This window comes from Ralstonia pickettii (assembly GCF_001699815.1).
Classification (GTDB): Bacteria; Pseudomonadota; Gammaproteobacteria; order Burkholderiales; family Burkholderiaceae; genus Ralstonia; species Ralstonia thomasii.
In genome coordinates, this window is sequence record NZ_MCGB01000076.1 from 1 (window position 1) to 18,084 (window position 18,084).

Annotated in this window: 17 protein-coding genes and 1 pseudogene; 9 read left to right on the forward strand and 9 right to left on the reverse strand. The window is 62.5% G+C overall.

Annotated elements, in window-relative coordinates:
* Positions 1-168, forward strand: a 168-nt coding sequence (locus BEK68_RS15620) for an integrase core domain-containing protein (RefSeq protein ID WP_139111358.1), incomplete at its 5' end; no start/stop codon positions are given.
* Positions 169-213: 45 nt separating this feature from the next.
* Here the strand turns inward: BEK68_RS15620 and BEK68_RS15625 are convergent.
* The 4 genes from BEK68_RS15625 to BEK68_RS15640 all read right to left on the reverse strand — a co-directional run bounded on the left by BEK68_RS15625 (position 214) and on the right by BEK68_RS15640 (position 5,249).
* Positions 214-1,770, reverse strand: coding sequence for a DHA2 family efflux MFS transporter permease subunit (locus BEK68_RS15625; protein WP_004626426.1), 1,557 nt, complete (start codon positions 1,768-1,770; stop codon positions 214-216).
* Between the two features lie 3 nt (positions 1,771-1,773).
* The gene (locus BEK68_RS15630) at positions 1,774-3,063 is read right to left on the reverse strand and encodes an HlyD family secretion protein (RefSeq protein WP_012435353.1); all 1,290 of its coding nucleotides are present in this window, start codon (positions 3,061-3,063) and stop codon (positions 1,774-1,776) included.
* 56 nt (positions 3,064-3,119) lie between these two features.
* Positions 3,120-4,649: an AdeC/AdeK/OprM family multidrug efflux complex outer membrane factor gene (locus tag BEK68_RS15635; RefSeq protein ID WP_012435354.1), complete on the reverse strand. Its 1,530-nt coding sequence runs from the start codon at positions 4,647-4,649 to the stop codon at positions 3,120-3,122.
* A gap of 81 nt (positions 4,650-4,730) precedes the next feature.
* On the reverse strand, positions 4,731-5,249 hold the full coding sequence (locus tag BEK68_RS15640; RefSeq protein ID WP_012435355.1) for a MarR family winged helix-turn-helix transcriptional regulator: 519 nt from the start codon (positions 5,247-5,249) through the stop codon (positions 4,731-4,733).
* A gap of 250 nt (positions 5,250-5,499) precedes the next feature.
* Between BEK68_RS15640 and typA the strand changes: the two genes are divergently transcribed.
* Positions 5,500-7,320 (forward strand): translational GTPase TypA, encoded by a 1,821-nt coding sequence (gene typA / locus BEK68_RS15645; protein WP_004626434.1) that lies wholly within the window; start codon positions 5,500-5,502, stop codon positions 7,318-7,320.
* 314 nt (positions 7,321-7,634) lie between these two features.
* On the opposite strand, the gene BEK68_RS15650 is transcribed toward typA, so the two are convergent.
* On the reverse strand, positions 7,635-9,224 hold the full coding sequence (locus BEK68_RS15650; RefSeq protein ID WP_012435356.1) for a rhodanese-like domain-containing protein: 1,590 nt from the start codon (positions 9,222-9,224) through the stop codon (positions 7,635-7,637).
* 256 nt (positions 9,225-9,480) lie between these two features.
* On the opposite strand from BEK68_RS15650, the gene BEK68_RS15655 reads away from it, so the two are divergent.
* Positions 9,481-10,350, forward strand: coding sequence for a LysR substrate-binding domain-containing protein (locus BEK68_RS15655; RefSeq protein WP_012435357.1), 870 nt, complete (start codon positions 9,481-9,483; stop codon positions 10,348-10,350).
* Here the strand turns inward: BEK68_RS15655 and BEK68_RS15660 are convergent.
* Positions 10,343-11,248 carry a sterol desaturase family protein gene (locus tag BEK68_RS15660; protein WP_012435358.1) on the reverse strand — a complete coding sequence of 302 codons (906 nt, stop codon included), beginning with the start codon at positions 11,246-11,248 and terminating at the stop codon, positions 10,343-10,345. The two genes, BEK68_RS15655 and BEK68_RS15660, sit on opposite strands and share 8 nt — an antisense overlap.
* Positions 11,249-11,395: 147 nt before the next feature.
* On the opposite strand from BEK68_RS15660, the gene BEK68_RS15665 reads away from it, so the two are divergent.
* The 6 genes and pseudogenes from BEK68_RS15665 to BEK68_RS15695 all read left to right on the forward strand — a co-directional run bounded on the left by BEK68_RS15665 (position 11,396) and on the right by BEK68_RS15695 (position 15,903).
* Positions 11,396-12,505, forward strand: a complete 1,110-nt coding sequence (locus BEK68_RS15665) for an enoyl-CoA hydratase/isomerase family protein (RefSeq protein ID WP_024542462.1) — start codon at positions 11,396-11,398, stop codon at positions 12,503-12,505.
* Between the two features lie 79 nt (positions 12,506-12,584).
* Complete coding sequence (locus tag BEK68_RS15670; RefSeq protein ID WP_249262927.1) at positions 12,585-12,950, forward strand: phage tail assembly chaperone; 366 nt, start codon at positions 12,585-12,587, stop codon at positions 12,948-12,950.
* Between the two features lie 166 nt (positions 12,951-13,116).
* On the forward strand, positions 13,117-13,350 hold the full coding sequence (locus BEK68_RS15675) for a hypothetical protein (RefSeq protein ID WP_012435361.1): 234 nt from the start codon (positions 13,117-13,119) through the stop codon (positions 13,348-13,350).
* Between the two features lie 102 nt (positions 13,351-13,452).
* Positions 13,453-14,530, forward strand: a pseudogene (locus BEK68_RS25000) (phage tail sheath C-terminal domain-containing protein); the annotation flags it as partial.
* Positions 14,531-14,546: 16 nt separating this feature from the next.
* Positions 14,547-15,068: a lysis system i-spanin subunit Rz gene (locus tag BEK68_RS15690; protein WP_012435362.1), complete on the forward strand. Its 522-nt coding sequence runs from the start codon at positions 14,547-14,549 to the stop codon at positions 15,066-15,068.
* A gap of 256 nt (positions 15,069-15,324) precedes the next feature.
* Entirely contained in the window at positions 15,325-15,903 is a 579-nt protein-coding gene (locus BEK68_RS15695; protein ID WP_012435363.1) for a hypothetical protein, read from the forward strand.
* 240 nt (positions 15,904-16,143) lie between these two features.
* On the opposite strand, the gene BEK68_RS26200 is transcribed toward BEK68_RS15695, so the two are convergent.
* The 3 genes from BEK68_RS26200 to gstA form a co-directional block, all read right to left on the reverse strand.
* A complete protein-coding gene (locus BEK68_RS26200; protein WP_249262928.1) occupies positions 16,144-16,368 on the reverse strand; it encodes a hypothetical protein in 225 nt (74 codons plus the stop codon).
* Between the two features lie 71 nt (positions 16,369-16,439).
* On the reverse strand, positions 16,440-17,231 hold the full coding sequence (locus BEK68_RS15705; RefSeq protein ID WP_012435365.1) for an SDR family oxidoreductase: 792 nt from the start codon (positions 17,229-17,231) through the stop codon (positions 16,440-16,442).
* Positions 17,232-17,262: 31 nt separating this feature from the next.
* Complete coding sequence (gstA, locus tag BEK68_RS15710) at positions 17,263-17,874, reverse strand: glutathione transferase GstA (protein ID WP_012435366.1); 612 nt, start codon at positions 17,872-17,874, stop codon at positions 17,263-17,265.
* Positions 17,875-18,084 lie beyond the last annotated feature (210 nt).

Here is an 18,084-nt window from a genome sequence, read left to right on the forward strand (position 1 = left end):
CGGGTCAACGGCATCCTCAAAGGGGAGTTGCTGCTCAAGCGCCCCGCCGACCTAGAGCAGGCCGCACGCATGGTGGCGCAGGCCGTGCATATCTACAACCACGAACGGCCTCATCTGGCCTTGAAATACAAAACGCCCGATGCGGTGCATCGGGCGCTCGGAGACTGAGCACAGTGTCAACCTATGGCAGGACTTGACACGCGCGATCTTGGATCAGTGCGCGCCGGCTGCAGCTTCTGCGCCGGCGGCCGACTTCGCCGGCTTGGTCAGCCAGATGAAGACGATCAGCACGATAAACAGCACGGCCGAAATCCAGAAGATATCGTTGGCGCCCAGCATTGCGGCCTGCTGCGAGATCACACGTTCGATCACGCCATGGGCCTGCAGGTTGGGCATGCCCAATTGCGTGTACTGGTTGATCGACGACGCATAGGCCGGGTTGTACGGATTCACGTGTTCAACCAGTTGCGCATGGTGCAGGGCGGAGCGGTTGTCCCACACCGTGGTCGAGATCGATGCACCGATACCGCCGAACATGATCCGCACAAAGTTCGATAGCCCGGAGGCGGCCGGAATCCGCTCGGGCGACAGACCCGACAGGATGATCGACGTGAGCGGGATGAAGAACATCGCCATGGCCGCGCCCTGGATCAGCGTCGGGATCATCAGCGTCCACGTATCTACCTGTACGGTAAAGCGCGAGCGCATCCAGAACACCAGCGCGAAGGTCATAAACGCCGTGGTCGCGACCCAGCGTGCATCCATCTTCGGCAGGTTCTTGCCGATCACGGGCGAGAGAATGATGGCGAAGATGCCCACCGGTGCCATGATCAGGCCCGCATCGGTGGCGGTGTAGCCGACGATGGTCTGCAGCCATAGCGGCAGGATCACGAGGTTGCCGAAGAACAGGCCGTACGCCACGGAGATGGCGACGACACCCGCGCTGAAGTTGCGGCCCTTGAACAGCGTCAGATCCACCACGGGGTGATCTTCGGTCAGCTCCCATATGAGGAAGAACGCGAAGCCCACGATGGCGACGACCGTCAGCACCACGACTTCGGTCGAGTTGAACCAGTCGAGTTCCTTGCCGCGATCGAGCATCAACTGAAGCGAGCCGACCCACAGGATCAACAGCGCCAGGCCGATCTTGTCGATGGGCAGCGAACGTGTCGGCGATTCACGGTCCTTGTAGATGACCCACGTCGCATAGGCAGCCAGGATGCCCACCGGGATGTTGATGTAGAAGATCCAGGGCCAGCTCATGTTGTCGGAGATCCAGCCGCCGAAGATCGGGCCCATGATTGGCGCGACCAGCGTCGTCATACCCCACAGCGCCAACGCCATTGAGCTTTTGGCGGGCGGATAGGTCGACAGCAGCAACGATTGCGACAGCGGAATCATTGGGCCCGCCACAGCGCCCTGGATGATCCGGGCGGCGATCAGCATGCCCATATTGGGCGCCAGCCCGCACGCCCAAGACGACAACACGAACAGCAGGATCGACGTGACGAACAGGCGCACTTGCCCGAAACGCTGCGTCAACCACCCCGTGAGCGGCACCGAGATGGCGTTGGCCACCGCAAACGAGGTGATGACCCACGTGCCCTGGTTCGGGGCCACGCCCAGGTCGCCCGAAATGGCCGGGATCGACACGTTGGCGATGGACGAATCCAGCACGTTCATGAAGGTGGCCAGCGACAACGCGACGGTACCGATCGCCAGCTTGGCGCCGGTCAGTGGCTGTAGCGGCTTGGGCGCGGCGGTTGCCATGCGTCAGACCTTGGGTGCGGGTTGCGAAGTGCGCGGAGCCGATGCGGCCGGCACGTTGGCGGCGGCCGGTGCCGTGGCGCCGCCTCGGCCAGCGTTGGCGGCGATGATGCTGGCGATGACCTGATCTGCGTCCTTGCCGGCCTGGTCGTACACCGTCGTTTGTAGCGGCGACGCAGCCGGTGCGGTGGCCAGGCTCTGCCCGCCTTCGTCATGGATGTCGACCTTGGCTTCCATCGACAGACCCACGCGCAGCGGATGGTCCTTCAATTCCTTTGGATCGAGCGACACGCGCACCGGCAGGCGCTGCACGACCTTGATCCAGTTGCCGGTGGCGTTCTGTGCCGGCAACAGCGAGAACGCCGAGCCCGTACCCGCCGAGAAACCGACCACCTTGCCGTGGTACGTCACGCTGCTGCCATACACGTCGGCCACCAGTTCAACCGGCTGGCCCACGCGCATGTGGCGCACCTGGACTTCCTTGAAGTTGGCGTCCACCCAGAGCTGATCCAGCGGCACGATGGCCATCAGCGGCGTGCCAGGAGCGACGCGCTGGCCGACCTGCACCGAACGCTTGGCCACATAGCCCGTGACCGATGCCGGCAGGCTAGTACGCGCATAGGCCAGGTAAGCCTCGCGGACCTTGGCGGCAGCCTGCAGCACGTTCGGATGACGCTCCAGCGTGGTCTGTTCCGTCAGCACACGGTTGCCTTGCAGCTGTTCCTTGGCGGCTTCCAGCGCGGACTGCGCAGCCTGCACGGCGGTTTGTGCGTGCGAGATTTCTTCCTGCGACACGGCGCCCGTACCGGCGATCTGCTTGCGGCGGGCCAAGTCATCCTTGGCCTTGGCGAGATCGCTTTCACGCATGGCCATCGTGGCGGTGAACGCGCTGGTGTTCGAGTACAGCGTGCGCACCTGGCGCACCGTTTGTGCGAGCGCGGCTTCGGCCTGCTCCAGCGCGACGCGTGCATCGGCCCGGTCCAGTTCGATCACGGGCTGGCCAGAGGTGACGAGTTGCGTGTCATCGGCGCGAATGGCGACCACGGTACCAGCCACTTGCGGTGTCACCTGGACCACGTTGCCTTGCACGTATGCATCGTCGGTCGACTCGAACCAGCGGCCGTACAGGCCCCAGTAGAGGCCGTAGCCGACGCCGGCAACCACCAGTGCGGCGGCCAGCGTGGTCAGCATGCGCTTGCGCTTGCCGTTGCCGTTGCCGTTGCCGGTAGGCGTTGCCGCGGGGGCTGCGGGCGCGGGAGCAGCGGACGGTGCGGCTTGGGGCTTGTTGTCACTCATGATGTTGGCTCGAAAGAATGCGTTGGAACGGTCGGTTCAGTTCAATTCAGTACAGGTCAGCCATGCGAGGCGGCGGCCTCAGGCTTGGCGCCCGGCAGGTCTTCTGCCGTATAGCCGCCGCCGAGGGCCTTGATGAGGGCCATCTGCGCGTCGAGTCGGCGTGCCTGCAGGTCGGTCGCGAGCTTGCGTTGCTGCAGCACGGTCGTCTCGGCGTTCAGCACGACCAGTTGCGTGCCGAGGCCGGCGCTGTAGCGCGTGCGGGCCAGGCTGTAGGCACGCTCAGCTTCGCTTAGGGCCGTGCGCTGGATCGTGATCTGCGAATCGATGCTGTGCAGCGTGGTGATCTGGTCAGCGGTGTCGTGCAGGGCTTCGGTCAGCGTCTGGTTGTAGCTGGCGACGGCGGCGTCATAGTTGGCGTACTTGCCCCGCAGGTTGGCGCGCAGCTTGCCGCCCTCGAAGATCGGCAGCTTGAGCGCCGGACCGATGCCGAGCTGACGCGATGCGCCGAGCAGCAGGTTTTCCGGCGCGATCGAAGCCAGCCCCAGGAATGCAGTCAGGCTGATATCCGGCAGGAACTGTGCCTTGGCCACGTCGATGTCCTTCGACGCTGCTTCCACTCGCCAGCGTGCAGCCACGAGATCCGGGCGGCGGCCGATCAGATCGATGGTCAGATTGTTCGGCAGCTTGGGCGTGGCTTGTGCGAGCAGCGTCGGGCGCGCAATCGTCAAGCCGCGGTCCGGGCCCTTGCCCAGTAGCGCAGCCAGCTGGTTGCGTGCCAGCGTGATCTGCTCGTCAACCTGCTCCAGTTCCGTCTGCGCGGCAGCCACGTTGGCGCGCGCCTGCGTGGTCTCGACTTGCGTATCCAGGCCGGCACGCAAGCGTTGGCCGGCAAGGTTGGTCAAATCCTTGCGCTGCGCGATGGACCGTTCAGCCACGTCGCGCTGCGCATAGAGTGCAGCCAGCTTGGCGTAGGTGCGTGCCACCGTGGTCGACAGCATCAGTCGCGAAGCCTGGCTTTCCGCTTCGATCGACTTGTCGTCGGACAGCGCCGCTTCCAATGCGGAGCGATTCTTGCCCCAGAAATCCAGGTCGTAGCTCACGCCTAGCTGGATCTTCGATTCTGTGAACCAGCGGCCGGCCAGCGGCGTGCCTTCAAACATGTCGTATTCCGATAGACGCTGGCGCGTCATGTCGGCATCGAGCCCGACGCTCGGATACAGATTGCCGCGCACGACATCGGCCATCGCACGCGAAGCTCGGACGCGGGCAAAGGCGACTTGCAGGTTCGGGTTGTCCTTGATGGCCTCATCCACCAGCGCGCGCAATTGCGGATCGTCGAACTGATCGACCCAGTTCTGCGAAGGCCACTGGCCGCCTTCTGAGGGCAACGATTGCGCGCTCGCCAGCTGCCCCGGTGTTGTCAGCGTCTGCGTGCTATGCGAATTGCCGAGGTTCGCGCAACCAGCCAGCACGGCCAGCGTCACGGCGGAAAGCGCCACGCCCAGGCGTGCCGGCCATTGCGCGCGCGTGTTGCCAGCGCGGCTTAGGGGCGAAGGTGCCTGAGGGGCGGAGTTCAAGGCGTTCATGTTGTTCGTTGTATCAAGCGGTCGGGGAGAGCAAGAAGCGTTTGGTGCTGCGTGTCCATTTCGGACAAGGTGGCGTCAGTGTCAGTGATCGGCGGGGCGCATGCGGTGGCCCTCCGTGGCGGCACCGTTGTCGAGAATGCGCTTGAGAAGTCCGCGCAGCGTATCGACGTCGCCCGGCGTGAAGCCGGCAAAGAAACGGTTCAGCACGTGCGTATAGATGGCCGGCATGCGGTCGGCCAAGTCCCGGCCGGCTTCGGTCACCTCCAGATGCACGACGCGGCGGTCGGATTCGCTGCGCACGCGCTCGATCAAGCCGCGCTTTTCCATGCGGCTGAGCATGCGTGTAAGCGAACCGATGTCGGTGTTCAGTTCGCGGCCGAGGTCGGTCGCGGTCTGGCATCGGCCGTTAGCGAGCAGCACTAGGCAACTAGCCTGGGAATGGGTCACGTCCATCGCGGCAACTTCCTGCTCGATGGCCATGGACAGCGCTGTCTTGGCGCGCCCGACGAGGTAGCCAACGCTTTCGCACATGCGGTAGTCCTCCACCCGGAAGAGCGTTCCGGCAGCAACTTCGGTGGCGGGTCTTGTCTGTTCGGACATCTTATGTATGCACAATCATTGTCCGGACAAATATACGAATTGACGCAGCAAACAGCAAGGTACTGAATGTGTGATTCCATTTTTAGAAATAATGAGTGATCTTATATTCACCCGATCCACGTCCCTTCACCGATTCATCAACGAGTGTCATGTATTGCGCATCGCAGCATGCTAGAATGTCAGGTTATTCCGCGAGCTGAATTTGGGTGCTGTCCCGGGCTCGTGTCACGTCTTTTCGAGTTCACATTCCATGCGCGCGCTTCGCAACATCGCCATCATTGCCCACGTTGACCACGGCAAAACCACACTGGTCGACCAGCTCCTTCGCCAAGCCGGCACGTTCCGCGAGAACGAACAGATCGCCGAGCGCGTGATGGATTCGAACGACATCGAAAAAGAGCGGGGCATCACGATCCTGGCCAAGAACTGCGCGGTCGAATACAACGGCACGCACATCAACATCGTCGACACGCCGGGGCACGCGGACTTCGGTGGTGAAGTGGAGCGTGTGCTCTCGATGGTCGATGGTGTGTTGCTGCTGGTGGATGCCGTGGAAGGCCCGATGCCGCAAACGCGTTTTGTGACGCGCAAGGCGCTGGCCCTGGGCCTGAAGCCGATCGTCGTGATCAACAAGGTGGACCGCCCGGGCGCACGTCCGGAGTGGGTAATCAACCAGACCTTCGACCTGTTCGACAAGCTGGGCGCCAACGATGACCAGCTCGATTTCCCGGTGGTGTATGCCTCGGGCCTGAACGGCTACGCCGGCCTGACCGACGACGTGCGCGAAGGCGACATGAAGCCGCTGTTCGAGACCATTCTCGACAAGGTGCCGCAGCGTAACGACGACCCGAACGGTCCGTTCCAACTGCAGATCATCTCGCTGGACTACTCGAGCTACGTCGGCAAGATCGGCGTTGGCCGCATTACGCGCGGCCGCGTGCGTCCGCTGCAGGACGTGGTGGTCAAGTTCGGCCCGGAAGGCAACCCGATCAAGGGTCGTATCAACCAGGTGCTGAAGTTCCGTGGCCTGGAGCGCGAACTGGTGCAGGAAGCTGAAGCCGGCGACATCGTGCTGATCAACGGTATTGAAGAACTGGGCATCGGCTGCACCGTGTGCGCGCCCGACGCCCAGGAAGCCCTGCCGATGCTGAAGGTGGACGAGCCGACGCTCACGATGAACTTCTGCGTCAACACCTCGCCGCTGGCAGGACGTGAAGGCAAGTTCGTGACGAGCCGCCAGCTGCGCGACCGTCTGGACCGCGAGCTGAAGTCCAACGTGGCTCTGCGCGTGAAGGACACCGGCGACGACACGATCTTCGAAGTGTCGGGCCGTGGCGAACTGCACCTGACGATTCTGGTGGAAAACATGCGTCGTGAAGGCTACGAGCTGGCCGTGTCGCGCCCGCGCGTGGTGTTCAAGGAAATCGACGGTGTGAAGTGCGAGCCGTTCGAGCGCCTGACCGTGGACGTGGAAGACGGCCACCAGGGCGGCGTGATGGAAGAGCTGGGCCGCCGCAAGGGCGAACTGCTCGACATGGCGTCGGATGGCAAGGGCCGCACGCGTCTGGAATACCGCATTCCGGCCCGTGGCCTGATCGGCTTCCAGGGCGAATTCCTGACGCTTACGCGCGGCACGGGCCTGATCAGCCACATCTTCGACGACTACTCCCCGGTCAAGGAAGGTGATCTGGGCGAGCGTCACAACGGCGTGTTGATCTCGCAGGACGACGGCGCTGCCGTGGCCTACGCGCTGTGGAAGCTGCAGGATCGCGGCCGCATGTTCGTGTCGCCTGGCGACGCGCTGTACGAAGGCATGATCATCGGCATCCACAGCCGCGACAATGACCTGGTCGTGAACCCCATCAAGGGCAAGCAGCTGACCAACGTGCGCGCGTCGGGTACCGACGAAGCCGTGCGCCTGGTGCCGCCGATCCAGATGTCGCTGGAGTACGCGGTGGAATTCATCGCCGACGACGAGCTGGTGGAAGTCACGCCGAAGAGTATCCGCCTGCGCAAGCGCCACCTGAAGGAGCACGAGCGCAAGCGCGCATCGCGTGAAGAAGCGGTCTGATCGACAATCGATCTGCCAGAAAAACGCCCCGAGATTCCGGGGCGTTTTTTTTGCTCGGCGATGCCGCTAGTGCTATGCCTGAACGCTTGTGCCGGATCTTCGATCAGGTCTTGCGCATCTTCCAATCCGATGTGCAGGCGCACGATCGGGCTGGGCCAGCTGCAGACTGATCCGTGCAAGTGCGCGTGCCCGCCACATTACTGAACGTTGCTAGGCTCTCGAACCCGCCCCACGAGGTGCCAATACCGAACAGCGCCAGCGCATCGACGAAGCGCGCAGCGGCGACATGGTGCGTGGGTCTCAACGGTAGAGCGTCATGACTGCGCGCCACCCGCACCGACGCGAAAGGCGCCGAGTTCCTGCGCGTCGAGCTGAGCGAGCAGGCCGGTTTCCCAGGCCAGGTATTGCCTTGCCGCAGCCTTATTACCGTCATGCCGATCATGCACGAAGAAGAGATAGTCGATGCAATCGGCGTCAGGCGGTGCGCTGTCGGAACCTTCGGTGGCGTAGCCGGCGGCAGTCCACGCGGTGATGCCACCGGCCAGCAACTTGAGACGCGACGCGGCTTGCGGCGCGTGTGCTGCCCAATCTGCCGCGGCGAGCTGAGCGATACGCGGGTCGTCGGCGATCAGGACGGTATCGCGGTCGGCGGCCAGGGCCGGCAAGCGTGGACGAATGGCCCATGTGGCACCAGGCACGTGGGCGCGGCGAAAGCTCATGCTGGGGCGCAGGTCGATCACATGTGCGGTGCCGGCCGCGAGCGCAGTGGCGAGTGCTTGCACGCTGAACTCGGGCAACGGCTGCGGCAACACTGTCATGGCCACCGGCAGGCTCGCGCGGCTGTCCAGGCCGTCGCGCAGCACATAGGCATCGTGACCAAGTTGCCGCAGCCAGCTGGCAACGATTGGCGCGCGGACGCCGTCGGCATCGAACAGCACGAGCCGCGCGTGGCGCACGCCGACGTACTGATCAGTTGCCTGGATCAACTGACCGCCCGGCGCATGCTGCGCGCCTTGTAAGCTGCCAGAGGCGAATTCCTCAGGTGTGCGGACATCGCACAGGTAGAGGCTCTGTTCGCCTTGTGCGACCCAGCGTGCGAGCGTTGCCGCATCCACCTCGGGCACGGCAGAGCGCGCGGCAAGTTGCTGACTGGCCTCGCGCATGTCCTTGACGTTAGCGGGCGCAATGACATCGGGATAGCGGCGGGTGCTGCCGTGTTCCAGTGGAAGGTCTTCCAGATACCAGCCTTGCGTGCCGTTCTCCAGCGCCATCACGGGGTTCGGGATGCCGAGGTTGATCAGCGTCTGCGCACCGATGATGCTGCGCGTGCGGCCCGCGCAGTTGACGACGATTGGCGTGGTTGCATCGGGGACAAGCTCGCGGATGCGCAGCCCCAGTTCGCCGTTCGGGCAGCAGATCGACGACGGGATCGTCATCTTCAGATATTCGCTGACGGGGCGGCCATCGACGATGACGACGTCGTCGCCGCGTTCACGCATGGCCGCAAGTTCACGCGCGGTGACGCGCGGCGTGTGGTACGCCCTCTCGACGAGTTCTCCGAAGGTTTTGGACGGCACGTTAACGCCGGCAAACAGCGTAAAGCCTGCCTGCGCCCAAGCTTGTGCGCCGCCTTGCAGTACGTGCACGTTGGTGTAGCCGATGGTGTTCAGGCGATCGGCCGCGCGATCGGCAACGCCATCGTTGTCGTCATAAACGACCATGCGAACCGCGCGGCGTGGCGCAAGGCGCGGGGCATCGATCTCAAGTCGGCTGTACGGCAGCGGGATGGCGTAGAAGGGATGGGCTTCGCCATACTGGCCGTGCTCGCGCACGTCGAACAGCGCGATCTCGGCGCCGTCGTGCAGCCACGCTTTCAGGGCCTGGGCGGTAACGAACGATGTCATATCGACGCGAAACGAATCAAAAAGGGTTAGTGACGCCCCTCCGCGCACGCAGCGCGGATTGCAGGCAACGCGATTCGGGTTGAGGCTGAAACCGATTCAGTGTCGGAGCGCGATTTCTCTGCGGCTGGGGTGTCTGCCTGAACAGAGTGTTTGTTCAGTTTTATTTGTGTGTCTGACAGGTTATCGGCCAGAATTGCGCAGAACAATTTAATTTTTAGCGGGAATCAATTAGAAAATCTGAAGTATCGGGATCGGGATGCGAAATCTGGACATCGATCTGCTGCGCACCTTCGTGGCGATCGCTCAGCACGAAACGTTTGCCGCGGCAGCAGCACGGGTGGGGCGCACGCAGTCGGCGGTTACGCAGCAGATGCAGCGGTTGGAGGAGGAAATGGGCTGCGCGCTGTTCGAAAAGCGCGGCCGCCACAAGATGATGACGCCCGATGGCGTGCGGCTCGTCGCCTATGCGCACAAGATCCTGGCGCTCAACGACCAGGCCGTGCAGGTGATCCAAACTGGTGGGCCGATCGAGAAAATCCGCATCGGCTCACCGCACGATGTGGCCGATTCGATCCTGCCGAATCTGCTGCGGCGGTTGTCCAAGCTGTCGCCGGAATTGCAGATGGAAATCAACGTGGGCCGCAGCCCGTTCCTGATGGACGCGTTGCGCGACAAGACGCTCGATCTGGCGATCTCGACACGCTATGACGATGCCTTTCCCGGCATCAAGCTGCGCACGTCGCCGATGGTGTGGATCTGCGCGGAAGACTTCATCTTCAATCCCGCCGCGCCGGTGCCACTGGTCATGGCCGACGAGCTGAGCCTGTTCCGCCAATTGTCGATCGAATGCCTGGATGCCCACCACATTCCGTGGCGCACGAGCTATCTGTCGCCCACGCTGACGGGCATCAAGGCCGCGATCAGCGCGGGGCTCGGCGTGACCGCGCGCACGACCGAATTGCTCGATGCCAACATGCGTGTGCTGACCGAGGCCGATGGTCTGCCGCGTCTGCCCGAGGTAGCGTTCTACCTGTACGTGCAGCCGACGTGCACGAGTGCCGTGCTGCGCGATCTGTTCGATTCCACCGATCGCGTCGCCACGCGCTTCGGGCCGCCGTTCATGTGAGCGGCATCGCCTCGGCCGTGACCGCCGCGCGCGGGCTGCGCCACTCGGGCGGTTTCCACAGGTAGCGAATGTCCCGATCGCGGAACACATCAGCCCACATGTCGCGCCATTCGTGGAAGGTGAGGGTGATCGGGTTGTGCGTGTGAACCTGCCGCGTGATGCCGAAAACGGGGGCGTCCTCCTCCGGCACGAAGCTGCCGAACATGCGATCCCAGATGGTCAGCACGCCGGCGTAGTTGCGGTCGATGTACTGCGGGTTCTTGGCGTGGTGCACGCGATGCACCGACGGCGTATTCACGTATTGCCCCAGCCAGCGCCAGAAGCCGGCGTAGCGCGAATCCAGCGCCCCCAGCCGTGTATGGACGAAAAACTGGAACGCGAGATTCAAGCCCACGGCGAGGATCACCCAGTCCGGCGTAAAGCCGATCCATGCAAGCGGAATCCAGAACAGCCACATGCCGGAAATCGGATAGGTCAGGCTCTGGCGGAATGCCGTCGAAAAATTCATGCCTTCCGACGAGTGGTGCGTCACATGCGAGGCCCACATCCAGCGCACGCGATGGCTGGCGCGGTGGAAGAAGTAGTACAGAAAATCCTGCAACAGCAGGAGCAGCACGAATGACCACCACGTCTCGGGCACTGTGCGCAGGCCGTGGCTGTACGTCCACGAATACACCGTCTTGATCATCAGCCACAGGAAGAACGCATCCGACGCCTGGTGCATGAGCGCGAGGCAGGCGTTTGAAACGGTGTCTTTGAGGCTGTAGACGGACGGGTCGCGCTTGCGCCAGTACCACGCCTCGGCGCCGATGGTCAGCAGGAAGACCGGCGCGAAGGCCAGAAGGATCAGGCCGGGGTCGAAACTCGACGCGCCCGGGGCGGCGTTGGCAGGGGTCATTGGATTGTTGTGATGTGTGTCGTCTCCAACTGGCAGGTATACGCCCAACACCCGCGCTGCGAAAGGGGGCAGGCTAGAGCCCTTCCTCGCTTCAATACGCTGTCGTGTACAGTGCGAGCCGTTATTACCCACAACAACATTCGAGACATGCAATCCACCGCTTCCCCCGCGCCCCAGGCTGAAGTTCAACCCAACGTGATCGCCGAAGTACGCGGCGGCATCGGCTGGCTGACGCTGAACCGGCCGCAGGCGCTCAACGCGCTGTCGCTGGAGATGATTCGCGCCATGTCGCATGCGCTGCTGGCGTGGCAGCACGATCCGGAAGTCCACGCTGTCATCCTGCGTGGCGAGGGCGGCAAAGCCCTGTGCGCGGGCGGCGATATCCGTTTCTTCTACCGCGCGGCCACGGCAGGCGACCCGCAGCTCATCACCTTTTTCACCGAGGAGTACCGCCTCAACCACCTCATCTTCAGCTATGCCAAGCCCTACATCGCGCTGATGGACGGCGTCGTCATGGGCGGTGGCATGGGCATCTCGCAAGGCGCATCGCTGCGCGTGGTGACCGAACGCACGAAGATGGCCATGCCCGAAACCAACATCGGCCTGTTTCCGGACGTGGGCGGCGGGTGGTTCCTGGCGCGCGTGCCGGGTCATGTGGGCGAATACCTGGGCGTGACCGGCCAGATGATCGAAGCGGCGGATGCGTTGTCGATCGGCCTTGCCGATTGCCATGTCACCACCGCGGCGCTGGCGTCCATCTTCCAGCGCCTGCGCGACGGCAACTGGGGCAGCGCCGAGCAGATCACCGCCTGCTTTACCGAAGCCGCATCGGCGCCCGATGATGCCAAGGCCATCATCGCCCTTCACCGCGAGACCATTGATGCCTGCTTCAGCCAAAGCAGCGTGCAAGGCATCTTCGCGGATCTGGCCGGCAGCACGGATACCGAATGGGCCGCTCAGACCGCCGCGCACATGGCCAAGCGCTCGCCGTTGATGATCGCGGTGACGCTTGAGTTGATCCGCCGCGGCCGCCACACCACGTTGGCCGATGAGCTGCGCCGCGAACTGGACATGATGACGCACGTGTTTGCCGAAGGCGATGGCATCGAAGGCATTCGGGCCCTCGCGGTCGACAAGGATCATGCGCCCAAGTGGAAGCACGCCAGCATTGACGCCGTGCGTGACGACGAAGTGGCCGCCTTCTTTGTTTCGCCTTGGCGCCATGAGCAGCATCCGCTGCTGGGGCTGTCGGACTAGAACCGGTAAATTGCGCGCCTGGATTTTGAACCGTTGACTTGCTGTGACTGGTGAACGCCCCTCGCCGAACCCCCGCCGCTTGTCGCTTGCGCCCATGAGGATCAGCCTTGTGATCACACATGACGAACTGATTTTCTGCGTGCGGCAGAAGTACCCCAATCTTGTTCACGGCGTCGATTTCTGGGTTGGCCAGAACATGTGCCGCGACACCGGCAAGCAGCTCGAAGCAGCACGGCTGCACGTGCTGGGCCAGCGCGCCCGCGAGGAGCGCGATCGTCGCCTCATGGCAGCCGACGCCATGTTCTACAAGGCCATGGATTCCGGCGATGCGAGCAAAGCGCAGCAGGTCGGCCAGTACCGCCAGGCGCTGCGCGAAGTGCCCGGGCAACCCGGTTTTCCCGCCAATTTCACTGGGCCGGACACCCCGGATGCGCTGTTAGATTAGGCGCCATCGAACGACAAAAACACCAAGACCCAGACCACCGACACATGACGCAAGCCCCATAGGAAACCGATTCACTGCTCCCTACCGTAGCAAGAGTCATCGGCGCGCATGTCACGCACATGCGCGCATGACGACCCATTCAACGCTGATCAACCGTGGAGCCATCATGACAAAAGTCATCGTCAATCTGGTAGGGGATAAAGAGAATCTGAAAACGCCGGCCGTCACAATCGACAAGGCGCGGTGGGGGCACAACGGATATACGGAGTTCGGCAAGGAGCAGGAAATCCCTGCCAAAAATTACACCGCGACGATCTACAGCGATGGGAAGGTCTATCGGACCAAAGAGGTCACTGTGCCGGCAAATGGCCCTGTGACGTTAAACATCAGCGTCGACTAGCACCGAAGACAGCGCCTGGACGCCCCCAGCGCCACACCCCGCAGCAAGCAAGCCCCGCCACCGCGCGGGGCGTTTTTTTTCTTCTTCCCGTCGAGGAGCCGCATGGCATCTTCATTCTTCCACGGCATCACCACCACGATTATCGATAGCGGTCCACGGCCAATTGCCGTGCCCTCGTCGTCCATCATCGACCTGATAGACACCTACACCCCCGGTGCGGATCTCGTGCAGCCCGATGTGCCGGTGCAGATCACCAACCCGCGCGAGGCCGCGCAGGCCTTCGGCCAGAACAGCGCCATCACCCGCGCCATCAATGCCATCTACGCCCGCACCTCCGCTGTCATCGTCGCGACCGGCGTGACGGAGTCGAAAGACACCAACGCGCTCACGTCCGGCATCATCGGTGGCGTCACGGCGGGCGGCGTGCGCACCGGCCTGCAGTCGATGCTCGATGCCAAATCGTGTTTCAACGTGCAGCCACGCTTGCTGATCGCACCGGGGTTCTCCGCGCGCCAGCCGGTCGCGACGGCCATGGATGGGCTTGCCGACAAGCTGCGCGCCGTCAGCATCATCGACGGCCCGGGCGTGCGCACGTGGGACACCACCGCCAATGCAGAAGTAGATGCACTGCATCCGCTTTCGCTGCAGGCCTGTTTGCGTACACCGATGCGCAATACGGCTACTGGGCGTCGCCGTCCAACAAGGAATTCGTTGGCATCACCGGCACAGGCCGGCCCATCGAGTATCTCGACAACGATCTGACCTGCCGCGCGAACCCGCTCAACTAGGCCCGCATCGCCACCATCATTCGCGATGGTGGCTACCGCCTGTGGGGCAATCGCACGTTGTCGACCGATTCGAAATGGTCGTTCGTCACGCGCGTGCGTACGCTCGACCTCCTTATGGATGCAGCGCAGGCCGGTCACAAATGGGCCGTCGACCGTGGCATTACGAAGACCTACGTGCACACGTCACCGAAGGCCTGCACGTATTCATGCGCAACGAGCGCAACGCGGGCGCGCTGATCGACTTCGAGGTCTACGCAGACCCGGTGCTCAACACCGCCAGCCGGATCGAGCAGGGCAGCGTCGTGTGGAACGTGCGCTTTACCGACGTCTTCCCGGCAGAAAACCCGATCTTCCGCTTCGAGGTCACCAACGAGTGGCTGACCCACATCATCAGACAAGGCAAAGCCAATGAACTTCGCAATCGTCCGACTCCTGACAGTGGCAGCGGTGGCTGCAGCAGCTGTGTGTGGCTGGCTGGCCAACCGGTACGAGACGACCATCGCGCAGATCCAGCGCGACCACGCCAGCGAGCGCCAGGCTGCCGTCGATACCGTCGTGACCGCGCTGCAGGCAGCAATCGGCAAGCACCGGCAGCTTACCGACCAGCTCGACGCGCTCGACCGTACCCATTTCTCGGAGATGCAACGTGCCACCGCTGAAAACACGCGTCTGCAGCGCGCTCTTGCTGCTGGTGATGTACGGATGTCAGTGCGCGCCCGTTGCCAGCCCGACGCCGGTGCCGGCGCAGGTGAAGATCAGCCCAGCACCGGCCTGGGCGATGGAGCCGCCGGCCGATGTGAGCTATCTGGAGAGGATGCGGCAGATCTTGTCGATCTCTTCGCTGGGGCCGAGCGGGATGCGGAGAAACTGAGGTATTTGCAGGGGAGGGAGCGGGCGCTTGAGGTGGCTGGTGTTTGCGTCCAACCATAAAGGGGGCGTCAGCAAGTTGCGGTGGCGATTGGCGGCAATCGGCCATGAGCCGACAACCGATTCAATACTGTCGCCCGTGCCTGACACCCCTCCTCGAGCTGCTAGGTATGGCCGCGAGTCAGTGATACGTTTCCGACAATGATCCGATACTGACCGGTGTTCCCTCGAAGATGGCGATGGAGATGGATCTGCTGCGAAAACAAGGCAACAAATTTTCTTCATGACCCTTAAGCACACTGATCATCGGCAGCCTCAAATGCACAAGTGGTTTCCACTCATCGCGCTGCTGCTCTTGGTGCTCGCTAGTCCGGTGTGGGCCGACTATACGGTTGATTTCGTGCGCATTTCATGCGTCCCGGATGCGCAATTCTTAGACGTCGAGTATCGAGGGATACACAACCCGGCGATCACCGCGTTGACTGAACACGGCACGGTTCGTCCCGACGTGTTGGCTCGCCATGGATTTTTTTCGCCAAGCAAACTCTCCTACGAATGCTCATTGCCCGACTCGAAGTACACGATCATCGCTACTCAAACTGGCTGGAGTGAACGGGGAATGTGTGGGGCTGCACCAGAGATCTTCCTGAGTCTCCAGAGAAACGGTGAGCCGTTGCTTGAGCGCGTGGTATTTGGGTCAAGTTGCTTCGGTAATCCGTTAGTCACGCGCATCACGATCGAGGACGGAAAGCAGGGTTGGTATTCTCGCGAAGCCGAGGTATGCCTCGCGCGTGGTACCGATGAAACGGCTGACAAATGTGTATGGTTCTTTGAAGACTACGGCGACTTCAAGAAATTTCCTATACGGCAAGGCGACATTCAACGTCTGCTGCAGTAAGCACAATACCGGCTAAGCTTTCGCTCTCGAGAAGTTCGATTGGCTGGTTTGGGTCGGTAGTTGCTTCTGGCGCCGGCTAGCCCACGCACCAAGCGGAGGGCCGAGACCGGCCAATAACGGCCAGCCCCAAGGGCCCGCACCGACGCCCGCAACCCGCCCAGCGATGCGAGCCCCATCCCGCCCCCTACACCCCCGCCTCAATCAAATCCGAGATCTGCACCGACGCCCGCGCAAAGTCAGTCAGCGCGCGGGCGCGCTTGTGCCGATAGCTGCCGGCGGAGATGACGACGGGTCTTTGGCGTCATCGTGCTGCAGGACGATGAGCATGCCGGTGTGGCGGTCTGCCTGGTAGATGTGTTTGTTGAGCAGTTGCAGCGCGCGCTCGACGTCGGCGGGTACGCGAGCGGCGGCGGGCGCGGCGTCGATGCGTTGTGGTGCCGTGAACTGGCCGCTTAGATTCAACAAACTAGAAGTTGCCCAGCGCCCTCCATGGTGCCGGCACATTCCCGAGGTCTTACGCCTATTGCTTCGCACCGTCAGGCCAGCTTCTGTAAGCCGTCTCCCGTCAGTAAGTAGGCAGGCGCAACCTCCGAAGTTCGAGTACTGGCTAGGCCGACTATTGCATGGCCGGCAGTCTCGGGCGTGACGAGTGCTCCGAAGGAGCGCTGAAACGTCTGGAGGAATTCATCGACGTCGACCCGGGCATGCTCGGCGTAAGCGCGAACCGCAGGTGCACCAACGCCAGTTGTTGGCGCGAAACGCGGCATCACTGTCGAGATTGCAATGTCCAATCCGGCTCGCAATGCCTCATCCTGCGCATACTGTGCGATGAAGCGCTGAGTTGCCTTGGCGCCGGCGTAGCCCCCGCTTAGCGGTGAGCCGGAGATCGCTGCGCCGCTGCTGATCACGACTACGCGCGCTCCTGGCTTTAGCGGCTTCGACAGGACTGCCTGCAACCAATGGAAAGCCATTTTCACATCGGTGTCCCAGTTGAGAGAGAACGTCTCCCAAGACTGCTCCCGGATTGTCCTCATAACTGGAGTGGCACCGGCGGCTAGGACCAGGATATCGGGATCATGCTTTGTCAGCAGCGTGGCGGCAGTTGTATCAGTGCGGGCATCCGCAATCTCAGCATGTGTAGCGCCATCTTCCAGCTCACCTGCAGGCACTGGGGTGCGGGACACAACCACTACCTTGCTACCCGCGTCGGCAAACGCTTTGGCGATGCCTTTGCCCAAGCCGCGGCTTGCTCCAACAATCATCGCGACCTTTCCGTGCAAACCGCTGCTCGTCGCAGTTGCAGGCACAGGCGTATTTGGTGAGTTCATGGAGTCCTCTTTGACCAGAAGTATTAAGGCGTCACGCGTCGATCAGACCTTGAGCGCGCATTGCTGCAGCGACTGCAGGACGCGCGGCGACACGCCCTTGGAAGCTTTGCAGGTGGCCGAACTGGGAAATATCCAACTGAATGAGCTTCGCCCAACGCGTCAAGGTAAAGAGATACGCGTCTGCGACGCTGAATTGGTGGCCGAGAAGAAACTGCGTGCGTGAAAGCTCAGTGTCGAGTACTGCATAGTGGCGCCGGAGGCTGGACTGTCGCTCTTCGCGGGTCTGAGCCGGCGTCTCGCGGCGAAATAGTGGGCTGTAGCCGCGGTGAATGTCGGTGCCCAGGTAATGCAGCATCTCGTGCAGGCGGGAGCGTTCGAACGTGCCGTTGGGAGGCGCCAATCCGACTGCGGGCGCCTGGTCGGCTAGAAATTGCAGGATCGCAGCGTTCTCCGTTAGAACCTGGCCATCAGACAGTTCAAGAGCCGGAACGAAGCCCTTTGGATTGATAGTCAGATAGTCGATACCGGTATCGGTTTTAAGCGTGGGAATGTCGACAGAGACAGCCGTGATCGGGATACCAGCTTCGGCAGCGACGATGTGCGGTGCGAGAGCGCAGCTTTGGGGCGCGTAGTAGAGCTTCATGATTGATCCATGAGTGGATGGGGCAATCGCCCCTGTCATCTACTCTGGGGCTTACTGATATGACTGGGCATGCGATCGATATTCATCGGTGCGCCAGCAAAATTTCGCTCATCGTCAGGGCGACCGATGAGAAGGGCGGGGCAGATCAGTCTTGTTCAGCAGGGGATCGCAATATCGGTCCCCGCTGGCCCCTCGACTGACTACCCGGAG